20 protein-coding genes are annotated in these 19,523 nt (G+C 68.9%); 12 read left to right on the top strand and 8 right to left on the bottom strand.

The window, feature by feature from the left end:
- Positions 1-83 precede the first annotated feature (83 nt).
- Positions 84-1,877, top strand: a complete 1,794-nt coding sequence (locus EXE63_RS26805; protein ID WP_168144448.1) for a DEDD exonuclease domain-containing protein — start codon at positions 84-86, stop codon at positions 1,875-1,877.
- A 1-nt stretch (position 1,878) separates the two neighbouring features.
- Here EXE63_RS26805 and trpD read toward each other — a convergent pair whose 3' ends face one another.
- On the bottom strand, positions 1,879-2,958 hold the full coding sequence (gene trpD / locus EXE63_RS26800) for an anthranilate phosphoribosyltransferase (RefSeq protein ID WP_168144447.1): 1,080 nt from the start codon (positions 2,956-2,958) through the stop codon (positions 1,879-1,881).
- Between the two features lie 125 nt (positions 2,959-3,083).
- Here trpD and ctaE point away from each other — a divergent pair, with 125 nt between their 5' ends.
- From ctaE to EXE63_RS26775, 5 genes are all read left to right on the top strand, one after another.
- Entirely contained in the window at positions 3,084-3,695 is a 612-nt protein-coding gene (gene ctaE, locus EXE63_RS26795) for an aa3-type cytochrome oxidase subunit III (protein ID WP_168144446.1), read from the top strand.
- A 47-nt stretch (positions 3,696-3,742) separates the two neighbouring features.
- A complete protein-coding gene (gene qcrC / locus EXE63_RS26790) occupies positions 3,743-4,579 on the top strand; it encodes a cytochrome bc1 complex diheme cytochrome c subunit (protein WP_168144445.1) in 837 nt (278 codons plus the stop codon).
- Positions 4,576-5,772: a cytochrome bc1 complex Rieske iron-sulfur subunit gene (gene qcrA / locus EXE63_RS26785; RefSeq protein ID WP_168144444.1), complete on the top strand. Its 1,197-nt coding sequence runs from the start codon at positions 4,576-4,578 to the stop codon at positions 5,770-5,772. The genes qcrC and qcrA overlap by 4 nt, the downstream gene beginning before the upstream one ends.
- Positions 5,769-7,436, top strand: a complete 1,668-nt coding sequence (gene qcrB, locus EXE63_RS26780; protein WP_168144443.1) for a cytochrome bc1 complex cytochrome b subunit — start codon at positions 5,769-5,771, stop codon at positions 7,434-7,436. The genes qcrA and qcrB overlap by 4 nt, the downstream gene beginning before the upstream one ends.
- A 95-nt stretch (positions 7,437-7,531) precedes the next feature.
- Entirely contained in the window at positions 7,532-8,095 is a 564-nt protein-coding gene (locus EXE63_RS26775; RefSeq protein WP_168144442.1) for a mycothiol transferase, read from the top strand.
- Position 8,096: 1 nt separating this feature from the next.
- Here EXE63_RS26775 and EXE63_RS26770 read toward each other — a convergent pair whose 3' ends face one another.
- The 4 genes from EXE63_RS26770 to ctaC form a co-directional block, all read right to left on the bottom strand.
- Positions 8,097-8,759: a DUF2561 family protein gene (locus tag EXE63_RS26770; protein WP_168144441.1), complete on the bottom strand. Its 663-nt coding sequence runs from the start codon at positions 8,757-8,759 to the stop codon at positions 8,097-8,099.
- Complete coding sequence (locus tag EXE63_RS26765) at positions 8,759-9,583, bottom strand: MmpS family transport accessory protein (protein ID WP_168144440.1); 825 nt, start codon at positions 9,581-9,583, stop codon at positions 8,759-8,761. Before EXE63_RS26765 ends, EXE63_RS26770 begins: the two co-directional genes overlap by 1 nt.
- Before the next feature lie 130 nt (positions 9,584-9,713).
- The gene (locus EXE63_RS26760) at positions 9,714-10,133 is read right to left on the bottom strand and encodes a cytochrome c oxidase subunit 4 (RefSeq protein WP_105362464.1); all 420 of its coding nucleotides are present in this window, start codon (positions 10,131-10,133) and stop codon (positions 9,714-9,716) included.
- A gap of 9 nt (positions 10,134-10,142) precedes the next feature.
- Positions 10,143-11,177 (bottom strand): aa3-type cytochrome oxidase subunit II, encoded by a 1,035-nt coding sequence (gene ctaC, locus EXE63_RS26755; protein ID WP_168144439.1) that lies wholly within the window; start codon positions 11,175-11,177, stop codon positions 10,143-10,145.
- A 126-nt stretch (positions 11,178-11,303) separates the two neighbouring features.
- Here ctaC and asnB point away from each other — a divergent pair, with 126 nt between their 5' ends.
- Positions 11,304-13,235, top strand: coding sequence for an asparagine synthase (glutamine-hydrolyzing) (asnB, locus tag EXE63_RS26750; RefSeq protein ID WP_168144438.1), 1,932 nt, complete (start codon positions 11,304-11,306; stop codon positions 13,233-13,235).
- A gap of 16 nt (positions 13,236-13,251) precedes the next feature.
- Here the strand turns inward: asnB and EXE63_RS26745 are convergent, their stop codons facing one another.
- Positions 13,252-14,223 carry a carbohydrate kinase family protein gene (locus EXE63_RS26745; RefSeq protein WP_168144437.1) on the bottom strand — a complete coding sequence of 324 codons (972 nt, stop codon included), beginning with the start codon at positions 14,221-14,223 and terminating at the stop codon, positions 13,252-13,254.
- A gap of 145 nt (positions 14,224-14,368) precedes the next feature.
- Here EXE63_RS26745 and EXE63_RS26740 point away from each other — a divergent pair, with 145 nt between their 5' ends.
- Positions 14,369-14,959: an Rv0361 family membrane protein gene (locus EXE63_RS26740; RefSeq protein WP_168144436.1), complete on the top strand. Its 591-nt coding sequence runs from the start codon at positions 14,369-14,371 to the stop codon at positions 14,957-14,959.
- 10 nt (positions 14,960-14,969) lie between these two features.
- On the opposite strand, the gene EXE63_RS26735 is transcribed toward EXE63_RS26740, so the two are convergent.
- Positions 14,970-15,323 carry a HesB/IscA family protein gene (locus tag EXE63_RS26735; protein WP_105362459.1) on the bottom strand — a complete coding sequence of 118 codons (354 nt, stop codon included), beginning with the start codon at positions 15,321-15,323 and terminating at the stop codon, positions 14,970-14,972.
- 45 nt (positions 15,324-15,368) lie between these two features.
- A complete protein-coding gene (locus EXE63_RS26730) occupies positions 15,369-16,454 on the bottom strand; it encodes a glycerate kinase family protein (RefSeq protein ID WP_168144435.1) in 1,086 nt (361 codons plus the stop codon).
- A 72-nt stretch (positions 16,455-16,526) separates the two neighbouring features.
- Here EXE63_RS26730 and EXE63_RS26725 point away from each other — a divergent pair, with 72 nt between their 5' ends.
- The 4 genes from EXE63_RS26725 to EXE63_RS26710 are packed head-to-tail and all read left to right on the top strand — an operon-like array spanning position 16,527 to position 19,523.
- Complete coding sequence (locus tag EXE63_RS26725; RefSeq protein WP_210000023.1) at positions 16,527-17,189, top strand: DUF3043 domain-containing protein; 663 nt, start codon at positions 16,527-16,529, stop codon at positions 17,187-17,189.
- A gap of 36 nt (positions 17,190-17,225) precedes the next feature.
- Positions 17,226-17,747: a bifunctional adenosylcobinamide kinase/adenosylcobinamide-phosphate guanylyltransferase gene (locus tag EXE63_RS26720; RefSeq protein ID WP_168145793.1), complete on the top strand. Its 522-nt coding sequence runs from the start codon at positions 17,226-17,228 to the stop codon at positions 17,745-17,747.
- Positions 17,744-18,790: a nicotinate-nucleotide--dimethylbenzimidazole phosphoribosyltransferase gene (cobT, locus tag EXE63_RS26715; protein ID WP_168144433.1), complete on the top strand. Its 1,047-nt coding sequence runs from the start codon at positions 17,744-17,746 to the stop codon at positions 18,788-18,790. Before EXE63_RS26720 ends, cobT begins: the two co-directional genes overlap by 4 nt.
- Positions 18,791-18,800: 10 nt before the next feature.
- Positions 18,801-19,523 carry an adenosylcobinamide-GDP ribazoletransferase gene (locus EXE63_RS26710; RefSeq protein WP_168144432.1) on the top strand — a complete coding sequence of 241 codons (723 nt, stop codon included), beginning with the start codon at positions 18,801-18,803 and terminating at the stop codon, positions 19,521-19,523.

The raw sequence follows: 19,523 nt of genomic DNA, 5'->3' as shown, positions 1-19,523 counted from the left end.
ACCGTAACGACGGGTACCGACACGCCCGCCGAGCGACGACACGCTGGCCCGGCTTGTCAGGGTCGGGGCCTACCGTCACCGGTGTGCAGCAGCTCAGCTTTGCCGATGTGGATCCGATGGCCGATCTGCTGCTGGCCGACACCACCTTCGTGGTGGTGGACCTGGAGACCACCGGCGGCCGCGCCACCGCCAGCACTCCCGGCGGCGACGACCATGATGCAATCACCGAGATCGGCGCGGTCAAGATCCGCGGCGGTGAGGTGCTCGGCGAACTGGCCACCCTCGTCGATCCGGGCCGCAGCATTCCGCCGCAGATCGTCTCGCTGACCGGCATCACCTCGGCGATGGTCCATGACGCACCGCGCATCGACGCCGTGCTGCCCGCGTTCCTGGAGTTCTCCCGGGGCGCGGTGCTGGTCGCCCACAATGCGGGATTCGACATCGGGTTCCTGCGGGCCGCGGCGCAGCGACTGGGCATCACCTGGCCGCGCCCACCGGTGCTGTGCACGGTGCGGCTGGCACGGCGGGTGCTGACCCGTGACGAGGCGCCCAGCGTGAAGCTCTCGGCCCTGGCGCGGTTGTTCTCGGCCACCACCACCCCGAACCACCGGGCACTCGACGACGCCCGCGCGACCGTCGATGTGCTGCACGGGCTCATCGAGCGCGTCGGGAACCAGGGGGTGCGCACCTATCCCGAGTTGCGCGCCTACCTGCCCGACGCCACCGCCCCGCAGCGTCGCAAGCGCCACCTGGCCGACGGTGTGCCGTCCCGGCCGGGCGTGTACCTGTTCCGCGGACCCGCCGATGAGGTGCTCTACATCGGCACCGCGGTGAATCTGCGCCGCCGGGTCGGCCAGTACTTCACCGGGGCCGACCCACGCACCCGGATGAAGGAGATGGTGGCGCTGGCCACCCGGGTCGACCATGTCGAGTGTGCGCACGAGCTGGAGGCCGGGGTGCGCGAATTGCGGCTGCTGGCCGCGCATGCCCCGCCGTACAACCGCCGGTCCAAGTTCCCGCGCCGGTGGTGGTGGATCACCCTCACCGAGGAGGCGTTCCCGCGCTTCTCGGTGGTGCGGTCCCCGCGCAGTCCGCGCGCGATCGGACCGTTCACCTCCCGCGCGGACGCCGTCACGACCGTCGACGTGCTGGCCCGCGGCACCGGCGTACGAACCTGCAGCACGCGGCTGGCCCGCAGCGCGCGCCACGCCTGCGAGGAACGCGAGCTCTCCGGATGCCCGGCGACCCGTGGCGCCGATATGGCCCAGTACGCGGGCGCAGCGCAGCGGGCGGCCGATCTGCTCGACGGTGTGGACAGCGCCGCGTTCGGCACCGTGCTGAGCCAGATCGAGGCGTTGGCGAGCCTGCACCGTTATGAGACCGCCGCCCGGCTGCGCGATCACGCCGCGGCCGCCGTGGAGACGACGTGGCGTGGTCAGCGGCTCCAAGCGCTGGCCGCGGTCGACGAGCTGATCGCGGCGCGGCCCGACGGGCTCGGCGGCTGGGAGCTGGCCGTGATCCGGCACGGACAGCTGGCCTCGGCCGGGTGCGCACGCCGCGGGGTGCCGCCCATGCCCGTCGTCGACGCCATAACCCTTGCGGCACAGTCGATCCTGCCGCAAACGGCCCCACTCGGCGGCGCCCTGGTGGAGGAGACGGCGTTGATCACCCGGTGGCTGGCCGGGCCCGGCGTCCGGGTGGTGAGTTGCCCCAGCGGGTACGCCAGCCCGATCGGGTCGGCGGCCCGGTGGTCCGACTGGGCCGCCACCGCGCGTTCGGCGCGCCTGGCCGCCGCGCAGCCAGACACCCACACAGATGATCTGGACGATCGGTACGGCGTGCACAAACCCCGGCGCGCCCACGCCAGAGCTGTCTGAGTCAGCCGGCAGCCTTCTGGGTGAACCGCACCCAGTTCGCCAGAAGTCGTTCTGCGGCACCGGAATCGATGGCCTCGACCGCACGCGCCAGACCGGACTGCCACGCGGGCACCCACTGCGCGTCACCGGAGAGTCCGGCATGGGCGACCATCGCGCCGGCGGCGTTGAGTACCACCGCGTCCCGCACCGGCCCCTTGGCGCCGCTGAGCACCGCCCGCACCGAGGCGGCGTTGGCCTCGGCGTCACCGCCGACGAGTTCGCTCAGATCGGCCCGCCGGAACCCGAAGGCCGCGGGATCGAGGGTGAGGCGCTCGACCGTGCCGGCCTGCACCCGCCAGATGGTGCTGGTGGTCGTGGTGGTGAGTTCGTCCAGACCGTCGTCACCGTGCACCACCAGGGCGCTGGCGCCGCGGGCGGCGAACACCCCGGCCATCACCTCGGCCAGATCCCCCCAGGCACAGCCGAACAGACCGGCCCGCGGTGCCGCCGGATTGGTCAGCGGACCGAGCAGGTTGAACACGGTCGGCACGCCGATCTCGCGACGGACCACCGAGGCGTGCCGGTAGGAGGGATGGAACTGCGGCGCGAACGCAAAGGCGATACCGACCTCGGCGACACTGCGCGCAACCTCCTCGGGCCCGAGATCGATGCGCACCCCGAGCGCCTCCAGGGTGTCCGCTCCGCCGGACAGCGAGGACGCCGCCCGGTTGCCGTGCTTGAACACCGGCACCCCGGCCGCCGCGGTGACGATCGAGGCCATCGTCGACAGGTTCACCGTGTTGGACCCGTCGCCCCCGGTTCCCACGATGTCGACGGCGTCGGCGCCGACCGCACTGTCGGGAATCCGGCGGGCGTGTTTGAGCATGGTGTCGGCGAGCTCGGTGACCTCCGCCGACGTCGGGCGCTTCATCCGCATCGCCACCGCGAAGCCGGAGATCTGCGCCGGCGTCGCCGAACCGGTCATGATCTGGTCCATGGCCCACGCCGATTGACCACGCTCCAGATCCCGGTGGGTGGTCAGACGGCCGAGGATCAGCGGCCAGGTGAACGGACTCTCGGATGCGCTCTGAGCGGATGACACGCCGTGATGCTATCGCCCGCACACCCACCGTCCGGAGCCTGTCACGACTGCATACCAAGACACGTTTCAACTCAATTACGAACCCGGGTGGTGTTGATCAACTACAAAGCGTCATACTTGCACCTGTGACGAGCGCTGTTGGGACCTCGGGGACCGCGATTACCTCCCGCGTACATTCGCTGAACAGACCGAACATGGTCAGTGTCGGCACCATTGTGTGGCTTTCCAGTGAGCTGATGTTCTTTGCTGGTCTGTTCGCGATGTACTTCACCGCGCGTGCGCAGGCCCAAGGGGCCTGGCCGCCCGAGCCGACCGAGCTGAACTTGTGGCTCGCGGTACCGGTGACCGCGGTGCTGATCGCCTCCTCCTTCACCTGTCAGATGGGCGTGTTCGCCGCCGAGCGGGGCGACGTGTTCGGCCTGCGCCGGTGGTACGTCATCACCTTCCTGATGGGACTGTTCTTCGTCCTCGGCCAGGCTTACGAGTACGTCCACCTCGTCGAGCACGGCACCACCATCCCGGGCAGTGCCTACGGGTCGGTGTTCTATCTGGCCACCGGCTTCCACGGACTGCACGTCATCGGCGGTCTGGTCGCCTTCATCTTCTTGCTCATCCGCACCAGGCTGTCCAAGTTCACGCCTGCGCAGGCGACCGCGGCGATCGTCGTGTCCTACTACTGGCACTTCGTCGACATCGTGTGGATCGCCCTGTTCGCCGTCATCTACTTCGTCCGATGATCGGCAAGCCGATGCGTCCGATGCTCTCGACGATGAGAAGGGGTTCGATGACCAGCAAGTCCGGCGCAGCCGGGAAGACGATCAAGCAACGTCGCTTGCGCCGGCGCGCGTCGGCGGCCGTGCTGCTGCTGCTCGGGCTGTCGGTGGCGGGCGTCACCGCCGCCACCTTGACCCCGACCCCCCAGGTCGCCGTCGCCGACGAATCCCAGTCGGCGCTGCTGCGCACCGGCGAGCAACTGTTCGACACCTCCTGCATCAGCTGCCACGGCGCGAACCTGCAGGGTGTGCCCGACCGCGGCCCCAGCCTGATCGGCACCGGTGAGGCGGCCGTGTACTTCCAGGTCTCCACCGGCCGGATGCCCGCGATGCGCGGTGAGGCCCAGGCGCCCCGCAAGGAGCCGGTCTTCGACGAACACCAGATCGACGCGCTCGGCGCCTTCGTCCAGGCCAACGGCGGCGGCCCCGTCGTGCCCCGGGAAGCCAACGGACAGATCGCCGACGAGTCCCTGCTGTCCGGTGACGTCGCCCGCGGTGGCGACCTGTTCCGGCTGAACTGCGCCTCCTGCCACAACTTCACCGGCAAGGGCGGAGCCCTGTCCTCCGGCAAGTACGCACCGGATCTCGGCGAGGCCTCGAAGGTGCCCGCGCAGGTGTACACCGCCATGCTCACCGGCCCGCAGAACATGCCCAAGTTCTCCGATCGCCAGCTCTCCCCCGAGGAGAAGGCCGACATCGTCACCTACGTGCGGCAGGCGTCGAACACTCCGGATCCCGGCGGCTACGGCCTCGGTGGATTCGGCCCGACCACCGAAGGTATGGCCATCTGGATCATCGGGATCGTGGCTGCCGTCGGCATGACGTTGTGGATCGGAGCGCGCGCATGAGCGGGGATATCCAGGGCGGCGACACCTCGGGACGTCCGGTTCCGGGTCAGCCCACCGACGCCGAACTGGCCGAGATGTCGCGCGAGGAACTACTCGCGCTCGGCGGCAAGCTCGACGGTGTCGAGGTCGTCTTCAAGGAACCTCGCTGGCCGGTCGAGGGCACCAAGGCCGAGAAGCGTGCCTCGCGCACCGTTTCCTACTGGCTGCTGCTCGGCGGTTTCTTCGGCCTCGCACTGGTCCTGGTCTTCCTGTTCTGGCCGTGGGAGCACGTCCCTTACGGCGCCGAGGGCGAGCGGATCTACACGCTGGCCACCCCGCTGTACGGCCTGACGTTCGGCGCGTCGATCCTGTGCATCGGTATCGGTGCGGTGCTCTTCCAGAAGAAGTTCATCCCCGAAGAGATCACCATCCAGGACCGCCACGACGGCGCCTCCGCGGAGATCCACCGCAAGACCATCGTGGCGAACCTGAGCGACGCCCTTGAGGGTTCGACCATCAAGCGGCGCAAGCTGATCGGGCTGTCGATGGGCATCGGTCTCGGGGCGTTCGGTCTCGGTACCCTGGTGGCCTTCATGGGTGGTCTGATCAAGAATCCGTGGAAGCCGGTCGTGCAGACCGCCGAGGGCAAGAAGGCCGTGCTGTGGACCTCGGGATGGACCCCGCGCTTCGAGGGCGAGACCATCTACCTGGCCCGAGCCACCGGCATCCCCGGGGAATCGCCCTTCGTGAAGATGCGTCCCGAGGACATCGACGCCGGCGGTATGGAGACGGTCTTCCCGTGGCGTGAGTCCGACGGTGACGGCGTCACGGTGGAATCCAGCCACCACCTGTTCGAGGTCGCGATGGGTGTCCGCAACCCGGTCATGCTCATCCGCATCAAGCCCCAGGACATGAAGAAGGTCGTCAAGCGCCAGGGCCAGGAGAGCTTCAACTTCGGCGAACTGTTCGCGTACACGAAGGTCTGCTCGCACCTGGGCTGCCCGTCCTCGCTCTACGAGCAGCAGACCTACCGCATTCTGTGCCCGTGCCACCAGTCGCAGTTCGATGCGCTGCACTTCGCCCGGCCGATCTTCGGTCCGGCCGCACGTGCGCTGGCGCAATTGCCCATTACCATCGACAAGGACGGCTATCTGGTCGCGAACGGCGACTTCATCGAACCCGTCGGACCGGCATTCTGGGAGCGCAAATCATGAGTCCCAAGCTCGGAGATATCGCGGCCGCACAAGGCGATGCGATCGATTCCCGGTACCACCCCTCCGAGGCGGTACGTCGCGGCATCCTGAACAAGGTCTTCCCCACGCACTGGTCGTTCCTGCTGGGTGAGATCGCGCTGTACAGCTTCATCATCCTGTTGATCACGGGTGTGTGGCTGACGCTGTTCTTCGATCCGTCGATGGCGCACGTGACCTACGAAGGTGTGTACCAGCCTCTGCGCGGTGTGCAGATGTCGCGGGCCTATGAATCGGCCCTGGAGATCAGCTTCGAAGTCCGTGGCGGTCTGTTCGTCCGCCAGATCCACCACTGGGCGGCGCTGCTCTTCGCGGCGTCGATCATGGTCCACCTGGCGCGCATCTTCTTCACCGGCGCGTTCCGGCGTCCACGCGAGGCCAACTGGGTCATCGGCTCGCTGCTGCTGATCCTGGCGATGTTCGAGGGTTACTTCGGCTACTCGCTGCCCGACGATCTGCTCTCGGGCACCGGCCTGCGCGCCGCGTTCTCCTCGATCACCCTGGGCATGCCGGTCATCGGCACCTGGCTGCACTGGGCGCTGTTCGGCGGCGACTTCCCCGGCGAGATCATCATCCCGCGGTTGTACGCCCTGCACATTCTGCTGATCCCCGGAATCATGTTGGCGCTCATCGGCGCTCACATGGCGTTGGTGTGGTTCCAGAAGCACACTCAGTTCCCCGGTCCCGGCCGCACCGAGAAGAACGTCGTCGGCGTGCGCGTCATGCCGGTCTTCGCGGTGAAGTCGGGTGCCTTCTTCGCCATGATCACCGGCCTGCTCGGCCTGATGGGCGGCCTGCTGCAGATCAACCCGATCTGGGTGCTCGGCCCGTACAAGCCCTCGCAGATCTCGGCGGGTAGCCAGCCGGACTTCTACATGATGTGGACCGACGGCCTGGCCCGCACCTGGCCGGCCTGGGAGTTCTACATCGGCAACTACACGATTCCGCAGTCGGTGTGGGTGGCGGTCGGCATGGGCCTGGTGTTCGTGCTGCTGTCGGTCTACCCGTTCCTGGAGCGCAAGCTCACCGGCGACACCGCACACCACAACCTGTTGCAGCGTCCGCGTGACGCCCCGACGCGTACCGCTGTGGGCGCCGCGGCGATCTCGTTCTACATCCTGCTGACGTTCATGTGCATGAACGACATCATCGCGCTGAAGTTCCACATCTCGCTGAACGCGACCACCTGGATCGGCCGCATCGGCATGGTGGTGCTGCCGATGATCGTCTACTACATCACCTACCGGTGGGCGATCAGCCTGCAGCGCAGCGACCGCGCGGTGCTGGAGCACGGTATCGAGACGGGCATCATCACGCGCCTGCCGCACGGTGCCTACATCGAGCTGCACCAGCCGCTCGGCCCGGTCGACGATCACGGGCACCCGGTTCCGCTGGAGTACCAGGGCGCGCCTCTGCCCAAGCGGATGAACAAGCTCGGGTCCGCAGGCGCACCGGGTAGCGGCAGCTTCCTGTTCGCCGATCCCGTCGAAGAGCACGATGCGCTCACCGAGGCCGCCCACGCCTCCGAGCACCGGGCGCTGGCCGTGCTGGCCGAGCACCAGGGCAGCAACGGCAACGGCAACGGCAACGGGTCCCATGGGTCGAACGGATCCAACGGGCACCACTAGTAGTTCACGACGACAGAAGGCTCGCGCAGCACGCTGCGCGAGCCTTCTGTCGTTCGGCGCCTCTCCCCTACCCCGCCGGCAGTACGCTGAGCCGCATGGTCGCCGATCCGCCATGGGAGCCACCGCTGGCAGGCACCGAGGAGCAGCACCTCGTCGGCGCGCTGGAGCGGCTGCGAATGACGTTCCGGTGGAAGGCCGATGGGCTCGACCCGGCGGCACTGGGAAGCGCAATCGGGGCGTCATCGCTGACCCTCGGAGGTCTGCTCAAGCACCTCGCGCGCGCCGAGGCGCAGCGTTTCGGCCCCGATCTCGATGACGCACCCATGGGTGCGCCGTGGGATGCCGCCGACTGGGACTCCGACCCGGACTGGGATTTCACTTCCGCTGCGCAGGACAGCCCCGCCGAGCTCTACGCGTTGTGGGACCGGTCCGTCGTGCAGTCCCGGGCCAGGCTCGCAGCGGCGCTGGCCGATGGTGGCCTCGATCAGCTGGTGTGCATCGCCTGGCCGGACGGCAGCCGGGCGAGCCTGCGCCGCAGCGTGTGTGACCTGATCGAGGAGTACGGCCGCCACACCGGCCACGCCGATCTGCTGCGCGAGGCACTCGACGGACGCGTCGGTGAAGACCCGCCACCCGATTGGCGCCCGGGAGCAGGCTGAGTCAGGCGGCGGGCTTGTCGGCCGGCCCGAGCACGCCGCGCAGCTCGCGCAGATAGAACCAGAGCAGCACCGGCATGGCCACGGTGACGATCCCGGCGATGATGAAGAACGCCACGGCGGCACTGCCGCTGTCATTGGCCGTCAGGTAGGTGGCCAGACCGACGGCGAGGGTGCCCAGCCCGACCGCGCACGCGATCGACAGCCCGAACCGCGCGCATACCTGATCGATCACACCCGGGAGCGCGGCGGCACGCGTGGTGGCCTCCGGGCCCGGTTCGGCAAGCCTGCGCCGGGACTCGCGCGGTGACACGGCGGCGATGTCCTCGACCACCGACCCTCCGGCCGGGGTGTCCCGGATCGGCCGGTGCGAGCTCTGCCGACGGGCCCGCACCAACAGCGGGATCGCCACGACGATCACCGCGGCCGATATGCCGATCACGGTGTAGAGCACCCAGGGGGTGTCCGAGCCGGAGGCCTCGGACAGTTCGGCGCGGACGGTACCCCGGCCGCTCGCCATGTCCACCAGGGACACGGTGGCGGCGACCGCGGCGCCGAGCGCTGCCAGCCAGATGACGGCGCAGGCGCCCATCAGGATCCGCTCCAGGTTCTCCGGACCGGACAGGGTGCGTCGGGGTGACGGGGTGAGTTCAGTGTCTTTGAGCATCAGCAACTTGTCTGTGCGGCGTTGCCGGTGTTGGACGACAGCACGGTGCCATCGCTTGTGGTGATCGAGCAGTTCAGCCGGCTGACCAAGAACAAACTCGACGCCTGTACCGACCCGACCTCAGACTGCGAGATCGGGGTGACGGTGAGCGACCACGGGATGTAGACGTTGCGCTGGGTGCGGCTGCGCCCGGACGCGTCGATATAGGTGACGGTGATGATGTCGCCGGGTGCCTTGGTGCCGGTGACCGAATAGGTCACCTGCCGGGGTCCCGCGGGCCGCGTCGTCGTCGGCGGGGGCGGCGGGGCCTCGGTGGTGGCAGGCGGCGGCGGCGCCTCCGCACTGGGTGGCGGGGGTGGTGGCGGCTCCTGCGTCACGGTGACGGTCTCCGGGGGCGGGGGCGGCGGCTCCTCGGTGGGAGGCGGCGGAGGCGGCGGCTCGCTGCTGGGCGGCGGCGGCGGCGGTGTCGTGGTGATCGCGTCCTGCACGGGCGGCGCCGTCGTGGTCGACGTCTCGGGGTTGGCCAGTCCGGTGTTGTCGGTGCGGGTCACCAGTAGTGCCACGGATGCGACGAGGGCCACGGCGGCGACGATGGCCACCACGCCGACGACCCATGGCCATCTCGGGGGTGCGTCCTGATCGGGATCAGCGGGCGCGTAGTTGTCGTAGTCGTAGAGCGCCGGATCCGGCGGCACGTACGGAGCGCTGGTGAACTGCTCGGATTCCGGGGCGGAGTACGCCCGGGATTGGATGTCGGTCTCATCGGCGCGGGATCTGCGATCCTTGTCCGCACCCGACTGCTCCGGTCCTGACGGCCCGCTCATCTGCAACTAAACCTCGGCCTATCCTTCTCGACTGCTGCCTCGGCAACACTACCCAACCAGGCGACGGTGGGGACCACGCCACGACACCACGTCAGCGAACTGACGCACGGTTGTGACCTGGCGGAAGACCTCAGTGCTTCTCGGGGCCGACGTAGTACTCGAAGACCAGGCCGGCGGCCGAGGCCAGCACGAAGCAGACACCCGCGACGATCAGCCAGGGCAGCCACAGCGCGGCACCGACGGCCGCGGTGGAGAAGGACAGCGCGATCAGGATCGGCCACCAGCTGTGCGGGCTGTAGAAGCCCAGCTCGCCGGCGCCGTCACTGATCTCGGCGTCTTCGTAGTCCTCGGGCCGGGTGTCCAGACGTCGCGCCACGAACCGGAAGAACGTACCGGTGATCAGCGTCAGGCCGGTGGTGAGCACGAGGGCGGTGGTGCCCGCCCACTCGATGCCGCCGGTGGCGAACATCGCGGTCAGCACGCCGTACACGATCGATGACAGCAGGAAGAACGCGGTCAGGAACTCGAACAACCGGGCTTCGATATGCATGAGTCGTCCTTACTTGCTCGCCTGTGCGGGAACGCCGACCTGCTCGCCGCGACGGGTGTCGAACGGCGCCGTGGTGGTGGCCAGCGGAGCCTGGTTGATGGCCTCCAGCGCCTGCGCGTTGGTCATGCCGCCGGTCCGGGCGTCCAGGTAGGCCTTGAAATCGTTGGGCTCCACGACACGGACCTCGAAGTTCATCATCGAGTGGTACGTGCCGCACATCTCGGTGCAGCGGCCGACGAAGGCGCCGGTCTGCTCGATCTCGCTGACCTGGAAGATGTTGTCGGAGTTGTTCTCCTTGGGGTTGGGCAGCACGTCCCGCTTGAACAGGAACTCCGGAACCCAGAAACCGTGGATGACATCGGCCGAGGCGATCTGGAACTCGATGCGCTTGCCCTTGGGCAGCACCAGGATCGGGATCTCGGTCGAGGTACCGATCGTCTCGATCTTGTCGAAGTTCAGGTAGGTCCGGTCGGTCTCGTTCTTGCCCGCGATCGGGCCGACGAGCTCGTTGCCGTGCTCGTCGACGCCCTCGGGCGCCGAGGCCATGGCCTCTTTGCGCTCGTTGTCGACACCGTCGTAGGACAGCGTGCCGTCACCGAATTCGATCTTCTGGTAACCGAACTTCCAGTTCCACTGGAAGGCGGTGACGTCGATGACGACCTCGGGGTTGGGGTCCTTGTGCAGCATCCGCTCCTGCACGACGACGGTGAAGTAGAAGAGCACCGAGATGATCAGGAACGGCACCACGGTGAGCACCAGTTCCAGCGGCATGTTGTAGCCGAACTGACGCGGCAGCTCGGTGTCGGTGTCCTTCTTGCGGTGGAACGCGCTGGTCCAGAAGATCAGCGCCCACACGATGCCACCGACGACGAACGACGCGATGACCGACCAGACCCACAGGTCACGGTTCAGCCGGGCCTCCGGGGTGATGCCCTCCGGCCAGCCCAGGCCGAAGATCTCCTGGTAGCTGCAACCGCTGAGCAGGATGGCCGAGCCACCCAGAACCACTGACAACGCCACCAAACGGTACCCGCGAGCGGTCACGTTGGCGCCTCCTAAATGAAGTCGGTGAACCGCAGGGCGGTCGGTGAAACTTGGCGAATACTACGCAGCGTAGACCACGCCCGCCGGGTCGAGCGAAGCGACTGGACGATTCGGCATACTGGCCCGGTGTGCGGACTGCTGGCGTATCTGACCGACCCGTCCGTGGAGACCTCCCCTGCGCTGGTCGAAGCGGTTTCGGGAGCCTCGCATCTGATGCGTCATCGAGGTCCTGACGAGCCCGGGACCTGGACCGATGCCGATATCGTGCTCGGTTTCAACCGGCTCTCGATCATCGATATCGCGCACAGTCATCAACCGCTGCGCTGGGGCCCGCCGGAGTCGCCGGAACGCTACGCGCTGGTGTTCAACGGTGAGATCTACAACTATCTGGAACTGCGTGCCGCGTTGCATTCCGAGCACGGTGCGGTGTTTCACACCGACGGTGACGGCGAGGCGATCGTCGCCGGCTTCCACTACTGGGGCAGCGATGTCCTGACCCGGCTGCGCGGCATGTTCGCCTTCGCGCTGTGGGACACCCAGACCGCGGAACTGTTGTGCGCGCGGGATCCGTTCGGCATCAAGCCGCTCTATCTGGCCACCGGCCCGGGCGGCACCGTGGTGGGCAGCGAGAAGAAGTGCCTCCTCGACCTCGCCGCGACCGCCGGGATCGACCTGGGTATCGACGAGCGCGCCGTGCAGCACTACACCGTGCTGCAGTACGTGCCCGAACCCGAAACCCTGCAGCGCGGCATCCGCCGACTGGAGTCGGGCAGTTATGCCCTGGTCCGTCCGGGGCAGGCACCGGTGCTGACGCGCTACTTCGAGCCGAAGTTCGCCGCTGTCCCGTTCAAAGCAGGTGGCGAGCAGGCCCGCTATGACGAGATCACCGCGGTGCTGGAGGACTCCGTCGCCAAGCACATGCGCGCCGATGTCACCGTGGGCGCGTTCCTGTCCGGGGGTATCGATTCCACGGCCATCGCGGCGCTGGCCATGCGGCACAACCCCCGCCTCATCACGTTCACGACCGGCTTCGAGCGGGAAGGCTTCTCCGAGGTCGACGTCGCCGTGGAATCGGCGAAGGCGATCGGCGCCCGGCATGTCACCAAGGTGGTGAGTGCGGCCGAGTTCGTCGCCGCGCTTCCCGAGATCGTCTGGTATCTCGACGAACCTGTCGCCGATCCCGCGTTGGTGCCGCTGTTCTTCATCGCCCGCGAGGCGCGCAAGCACGTCAAGGTGGTGCTCTCCGGCGAGGGCGCCGACGAGCTGTTCGGCGGCTACACCATCTACCGGGAACCGTTGTCGCTGAAGCCTTTCGACTACCTGCCCAAGCCGGTGCGACGTTCGCTGGGCAAGGCATCGCAGCCGCTGCCCGACGGGATGCGCGGCAAGAGCCTGCTGCATCGCGGTTCGCTGACGCTGCAGGAGCGCTACTACGGCAACGCCCGCAGCTTCTCCGATGCGCAACTGCGGGCGGTGCTGCCCGGGTTCCGCCCGGACTGGACGCACACCGATGTCACCGCCCCGCTGTACGCGGCATCGCAGGGCTGGGATCCGGTGGCCCGCATGCAGCATGTGGACCTGTTCACCTGGCTGCGCGGCGACATCCTGGTCAAGGCCGACAAGATGACGATGGCCAACTCGCTGGAACTACGGGTGCCGTTCCTGGACCCCGAGGTGTTCGCGGTGGCCTCGCGGCTGCCCCATGACCAGAAGATCACCCGCACCACCACCAAATACGCACTGCGCCGCGCGCTGGAACCCATCGTGCCCGCGCATGTGCTCAACCGGCCCAAGCTCGGCTTCCCGGTGCCCATCCGGCACTGGCTCAAGGCCGGCGAGCTGCTCGACTGGGCGCACGCCATGGTCGCGGCGTCGCAGACCGGCGATCTCATCGACCTGAACGCGGTGCGCACCATGCTCGACGAGCACCGGGCCGGCGACAGCGATCACAGCCGCCGGTTGTGGACGGTGCTGATCTTCATGCTGTGGCACGCCATCTTCATCGAGGGCAGCGTGACCCCTCAGATCAGCGAACCGACCTATCCGGTGCAGATCTAGATCCGGCGATGCCGCATCAGATGGCGGCGCCGATTTCGGTGCCGGCCTCCGCGCCGTAGGCGTCGGTCAGTCGCTTGACGGCCGCGTCACGGTCCCAGGTCCATTCCTGCGGCCCGGGGGCCTCCAGCACCAGCGTGGCGACCATCGAGGCCAGCTGCGCGGAGCGTTCCAGGCTCAAGCCGGCGGCGCGCCCGGTCAGGAAGCCGGCGCGGAAGGCGTCGCCGATGCCGGTCGGGTCCTCCTGATGGGTTTCCGGGACGATGCCGACGTGCACGAACGTGCCGTCGCGGCCCACGATGTCGACACCCTTCTCGCCCAACGTGGTGATGCGCAGCTCGATCTGGCTCATGACCTGTGCCTCGGACAACCCGGACTTCTGCAGCAGCAGGTCCCATTCGTAGTCGTTGGTGAACAGGTACGTCGCGCCGTCGATCAGGCGGCGGATCTCCTCGCCGGAGAGCCGGGCCAGCTGTTGGGACGGGTCCGCGGCGAACGCCAGGCCCAGCGAACGGCATTCCTCGGTGTGGCGGAACATGGCGTCCGGGTCGTTGGCGCCGACGATCACCAGTTCCGGTGTGCCGCTGCGCTTCACCACATCGGCGAGATCGATGTTGCGGGCCTCGGACATGGCCCCGGGGTAGAACGACGCGATCTGGGCCATTGCCTCATCGGTGGTGCAGACGAACCGTGCCGTGTAGGCGCTCTCCGAGACCAGCACGTTGTCGCAGTTCACGCCGTGATGGGTGAGCCAGCCCCGGTAGTCGTCGAAATCCTTGCCGACCGCCCCGACGAGCGCGGCGTCGCCGCCGAGCACCCCGATGGCGAAGGCCATGTTGCCGGCCACGCCACCGCGGTGGATGACCAGGTCATCGACCAGGAAACTCAGCGACACCTTCTGCAGGTGGTCCGGCAGCAACTGCTCGGAGAACTTGCCGGGGAACTTCATCAGATGGTCGGTCGCAATGGAGCCGGTCACGGCGATGGTCACGAATACAGCCCTTCAGTTCATGTACATAGCTAGGCGAACACTACAGACGCGTCGGGGCCGATGCTTCGGTCCGCGGGGGTGCTGACCGGCGTGCGATAGCCTGCATGCGAGTCCGTCAGCCGCCCCATCACCTGAGAAAGCACCGATGTCCGGTCCCGTGCCGTATCCCGAATCAACTCCCCCACAGGGGTTTCCGCCATTTCCCGGCGCGTACCCCGGCGCACTGCCGCCGCCGGTGCAGTACCCGAAACGCACACCCTGGAAAGCGATCGCGGCCGTCGGTGCCGCAGTGGCGGTCGTCGCCGCCGCCACCGGTGCCGTGCTGGTCTTCGCCGACGGGGATGACGACGCGCCGGTGGCGATGGACACCGAGAATGTGCGGCCCGCCATCCAGGGCTTTCTGGACGCGCTGACCGACGGTGACGACGAGGCGATCGCCCGGCACGCGCTGTGCGGGCTGTACGACGCGGTGGACGACCGCAATTCGGATCTCGCGCTGGCCGACCTGAGTTCGGACGCATTCCGAAAGCAGTTCACCGAGGTCGAGGTGACCTCGGTGGACAAGGTGGTGCCGTGGTCGACGAATCAGGCCCAGGCACTGTTCACCATGACGGTGATCGCACCCGGTAGCGGACGCGGATCCGCCGATGCCGGTAGCGAGATACAGGTGGTGGCCCAGCTGCTGCAGTCCGACGACGAGATCCTCGTCTGCTCCTACGTGCAGCGCAGCAGCTGAGCTGTGACGATCAGTTGAACGAATCGCCGCAGGCGCAGGAGCCGGTGGCGTTGGGGTTGTCGATGGTGAAGCCCTGCTTCTCGATGGTGTCCACGAAGTCGATGGTGGCGCCCTGGATGTAGGGCGCGCTCATCCGGTCGACGGTCAGCGCGACGCCACCGAAGTCGGAGGTCAGGTCGCCGTCGAGGGTGCGGTCATCGAAGAACAGGTTGTAGCGCAGGCCGGCGCAGCCACCGGGCTGCACGGCGATACGCAGGGCCAGATCATCGCGGCCCTCCTGGTCGAGCAGTGCCTTGGCCTTGCTGGCGGCCGCGTCGGTCAGCACCGCACCATGGGTTTCGGTGGTGGTGTCCTGAACAGTCATTGCATTTCTCCCTGACGTACCCGGAACTGCTAGTGCATTCGCGATCTACTCAACGGTACCTTGCTCGGGCGCTATTCCCGAGTTGTGTCCTGGCCAATCACCGGCCGTCCGCCGGGACAGCCCGGTGAGTTGAACCTCGGCATCGTCCATGGCCCGCTGCACGGACCCGGCAAAGTCGGTGATCGAGTAGGCCGCGGTGATTCCCGCCGGTGCGAGAGCGGCCGGTGACAGCGTGACCTGCCCGGCAAGCACCAGCACCGGGGTCCCACGCTCCCGCGCCCCGCCGGCCAGCGCGCTGACCACCTTTCCGTGCAGCGACTGATCGTCGAAACGGCCCTCACCGGTGATGATGAGGTCCGCCCGTGCCACGTCGGCGGCCAGATCGGTGTGCTCGGCGATGACGGCCGCCCCCGGTTCACGGCGTCCGCCCAGTGCGAGCAGGGCCGCGCCGATCCCGCCGGCGGCCCCGGCTCCCGGCTGGTCGGCGATATCGTCACCCAGTTCGGCCGCCCATGCGGTCAGCCGGGCTTCGAGCAGCTCCACGGTGGCCGGGTCGGCCCCCTTCTGCGGCCCGAAGACAGCGGCGGCACCCATCGCCCCCAGCAGCGGGTGCTCGACATCACTGGCGGCGATCAGTTCGACCCCGGCCAGCCGGGCCCGGCCCGCCTCGAGTCCGCCCAGTGCCTGCACCAGTCCGCGCCCACCGTCGGTACAGGAACTGCCGCCGAGCCCGACCACGACGCGCCGGGCACCGGCGTGCACTGCGGCGGCGATGAGCTCTCCGACTCCCCCGCTGTGCGCTGCGACCGCGGTGTGCACCGTCGGTGGTCCGCCGAGCAGCGTCAGCCCACATGCCTGCGCGCACTCGATATATGCGGTCTGCCCGTGCAACACCCACTGCGCGGTCACCCGGGTGTCCAGCGGGCCGCTGACGGTGGCGGTCCGCAGGCCGCCCAGCCTGCTGGCCAGCACGTCGACGAACCCGGGCCCACCGTCGGATTGCGGGGCCAGCGTCAACCGGTCCTCGCCGCGCGCCTGCCGCCAGCCGTCGGCGATGGCGCCGGCGGCCTGCACCGCAGTGAGGCTGTCTCCGTAGCAATCCGGCGCTATCAGCACTGCAAGGCCCGTCATTCCAGCAGCGTAGAGCCTCACTTTCCGAGGTGCATGGCGGGCGACGGCCGCCCGGGAAGTAATCTGGTCGGTGTGAATCTGCTCGGCCGCAAGAAGGACAACCCGCCCCCGGAGGATGACGATTCCGCAGGCACACCGGTGGACACCGGCGACGCCCGGGCGACCGCCCCGAAGGGCCGGCCGACCCCCAAGCGCAGCGAGGCGGCGCGCAGGCGCGGCCCGGTGGCGCCGGCGCCGATGACCACCGCCGAGGCGCGCAAGCGTCGCAAAGAGGTCGGTGGCCGCAAGCTCACCAAGGAAGAGCGCAAGGCCGAGAAGCTGACCCGGCGCGCCGATATGGCCGATCGCCGCGAGCGGATGATGGCCGGCGAGGACGCCTACCTGCTGCCCCGCGACAAAGGTCCGGTCCGCCGCTACGCGCGCGATCTCGTCGATTCCCGCCGCAACCTGCTCGGGCTCTTCATGCCGATCGCGCTGGCCCTCATCCTGGTCACGCTGTCCGTCCCGACCCCGGCGGTGCAGCAACCGCTGTCGTTCGCGATGCCGGTGCTGCTGATCGTGATGGCCATCGACGGCGTCATCCTGGGCCGCCACGTGAACCGTCGCGTCGACGAGCGTTTCCCGGACAACACCGAAACCGGCTGGAAGCTCGGCTTCTACGCGGGCAGCCGGGCATCGCAGCTGCGCCGGATGCGCGCACCCCGCCCGATGGTCAACCGCGGCGCCGACGTCTGAACCCGGTAGATGCCCGATCGCTCCGCTCGCCCTGGGGTGCGCGTGCTGGTTCTCGGCGGTATCCGCTCGGGCAAATCGCACCATGCGGAGGGCATGCTCGCCGAGGCCGGCGCCGTGCGTTACCTGGCCACCGGACCCTCCCCCGACGGTGACGACAGCTGGTCGGTGCGCGTCGACGCGCACCGCAACCGGCGCCCGCCGCATTGGTCGACCGTCGAAACCTCGGATGTCGCAACGCAATTGCACGCCGACCCCATGGCACCCACGATGGTCGACGATATCGGCGGCTGGCTCACCGCGGCCATGGACCGCCGGGACGCATGGACCGGGGGTTCGGTGACGGCCGACGTCGAGGCACTGTGCCGCGCGGTCGACGGCTTCTCCGGCCCGCTGGTGCTGGTCAGCCCGGAGGTCGGGCTGACGGTTGTGCCCGCGACCGCGGCAGGCCGGCGGTTCGCCGACGAACTGGGCACGGTGAACCAGCGATTGGCCACACTGTGCGACCGGGTGGTGCTGGTCATCGCCGGGCAACCACTGGCCGTGAAGGAGATCAGGTGAGTGCGTTCCCCGCGGTGGTCGGCCCGGACCCCGAGGCCGAGCGCGCCGCCCGGTCCCGCCAGCAGACCCTGACCAAGCCCCCCGGATCGCTGGGCCGCCTGGAGGAACTGTCGGTCTGGGTGGCGGCCTGCCAGGGCGTCTGCCCGCCGCGGCAGTTCGCCCGCGCCCGGGTCGTGGTGTTCGCCGGCGACCACGGCGTGACCGCCTCGGGGGTTTCGGCGTTCCCGTCCGAGGTGACCGCGCAGATGGTCGCCAACTTCGGTGCCGGGGGTGCGGCCATCAACGTGCTGGCCGACCTGGCCGGCGCCGGCGTGCGGGTGGCCGATATCGCGGTGGACGCCGAATCCGCCGGCACCGGGATCGGCGCGCACAAGGTGCGCCGCGGCAGCGGCAACATCGCCGTCGAGGACGCGTTGAGCGCCCAGGAGGCGCAGGCCGCCGTGCAGGCCGGGCGCGCCATCGCCGACGAGGAGGTCGACGGCGGGGCCGACCTGCTGATCGCCGGCGATATGGGCATCGGGAATACCACGCCCGCAACGACATTGATCGCCGCACTGACCGGCTCGGAACCCGTCGCGGTGGTCGGTCGCGGTACCGGCATCGACGACGAGGGCTGGGCCAGGAAGGCCTCGGCGATCCGCGATGCGCTGTACCGGGCCCGCAGTGTGGTCGCCGATCCGGTCGGTCTGCTGCGGGTGTGCGGCGGCGCCGACCTGGCCGCGATGGCCGGTTTTCTGGCCCAGGCCGCGGTGCGGCGCACCCCCGTGCTGCTCGACGGTGTCGTGGTCACCGCCGCCGCCCTGGTCGCCGATCAGCTGGCCCCCGGCGCGCGGGCCTGGTGGCGGGCCGGGCACCGGTCCACCGAACCGGCGCACACCTTGGCATTGCAGCACCTGGACCTGGAGCCGATCCTGGACCTCGGGATGCACCTCGGCGAGGGCAGTGGTGCGGCGGTGGCGCTCCCGGTGCTGCGCGCCGCGGTGGCCACCCTGGCCTCCATGGCGACCTTCGATGTGGCCGGCATCTCCACCGCCCCGGCGTGATCAGAGCACGATGATCGGTTCGCTTGCTTCGGCTTTCGCATTCGGCACGGTGCTGCCGGTGCGATCGGCGACGCCGTTCGGGCGCGGCGCGCTGACCGCGCTACCGGTGGTCGGCGCCGCGCTGGGGGCGGTGGCCGCCGGGCTGGTCTGGGCGGGCGGACAGCTGTTCGGGCCGGATGCGCTGGCCGGCGTGCTGGCGGTCACGGCGCTGCTGCTGCTCACCCGCGGCCTGCACATCGACGGCCTGTCCGACACCGTCGACGGACTGGGCTGCTACGGCCCGCCCGAGCGGGCGCTCGCGGTGATGCGTGACGGGACCGCCGGGCCGTTCGGGGTCGCCGCCGTCGTCATCGCCATCGCGGTGCAGGGCTTGACCTTCGGCACGCTGGCGCCGGCCGGGATCGTGGTGGCGGTGCTGGCGGGCCGGGTCGCGGTGGTGCTGACGTGTCGCCGCTCGGTGCCGGCCGCGCCGGGCAGCACGCTGGGCACGATGGTCGCGGGCTCCCAACCGCTGCCGGTGGTGGCGGCCTGGACGGTCGCGCTGGCCGCGGCCGCCGCCTTCGCCACCCCGCGGCCGTGGCAGGGTCCGCTGGTGGTGCTGCTGGCGCTGGGGCTGTGCGCGGCGCTGGTCGCCCATTGTGTGCGCCGGTTCGGTGGGATCACCGGCGATGTGCTCGGGGCATCCGTGGAGGTCACGACGACGCTGACCGCACTGGGACTGGCCATCAACTAG

This window comes from Mycolicibacterium frederiksbergense (genome assembly GCF_012223425.1).
Lineage (GTDB): Bacteria > Actinomycetota > Actinomycetes > Mycobacteriales > Mycobacteriaceae > Mycobacterium > Mycobacterium frederiksbergense.
Note: the sequence above shows the minus strand (reverse complement) of the source record. Positions and strands in the feature narration are given on the sequence as shown.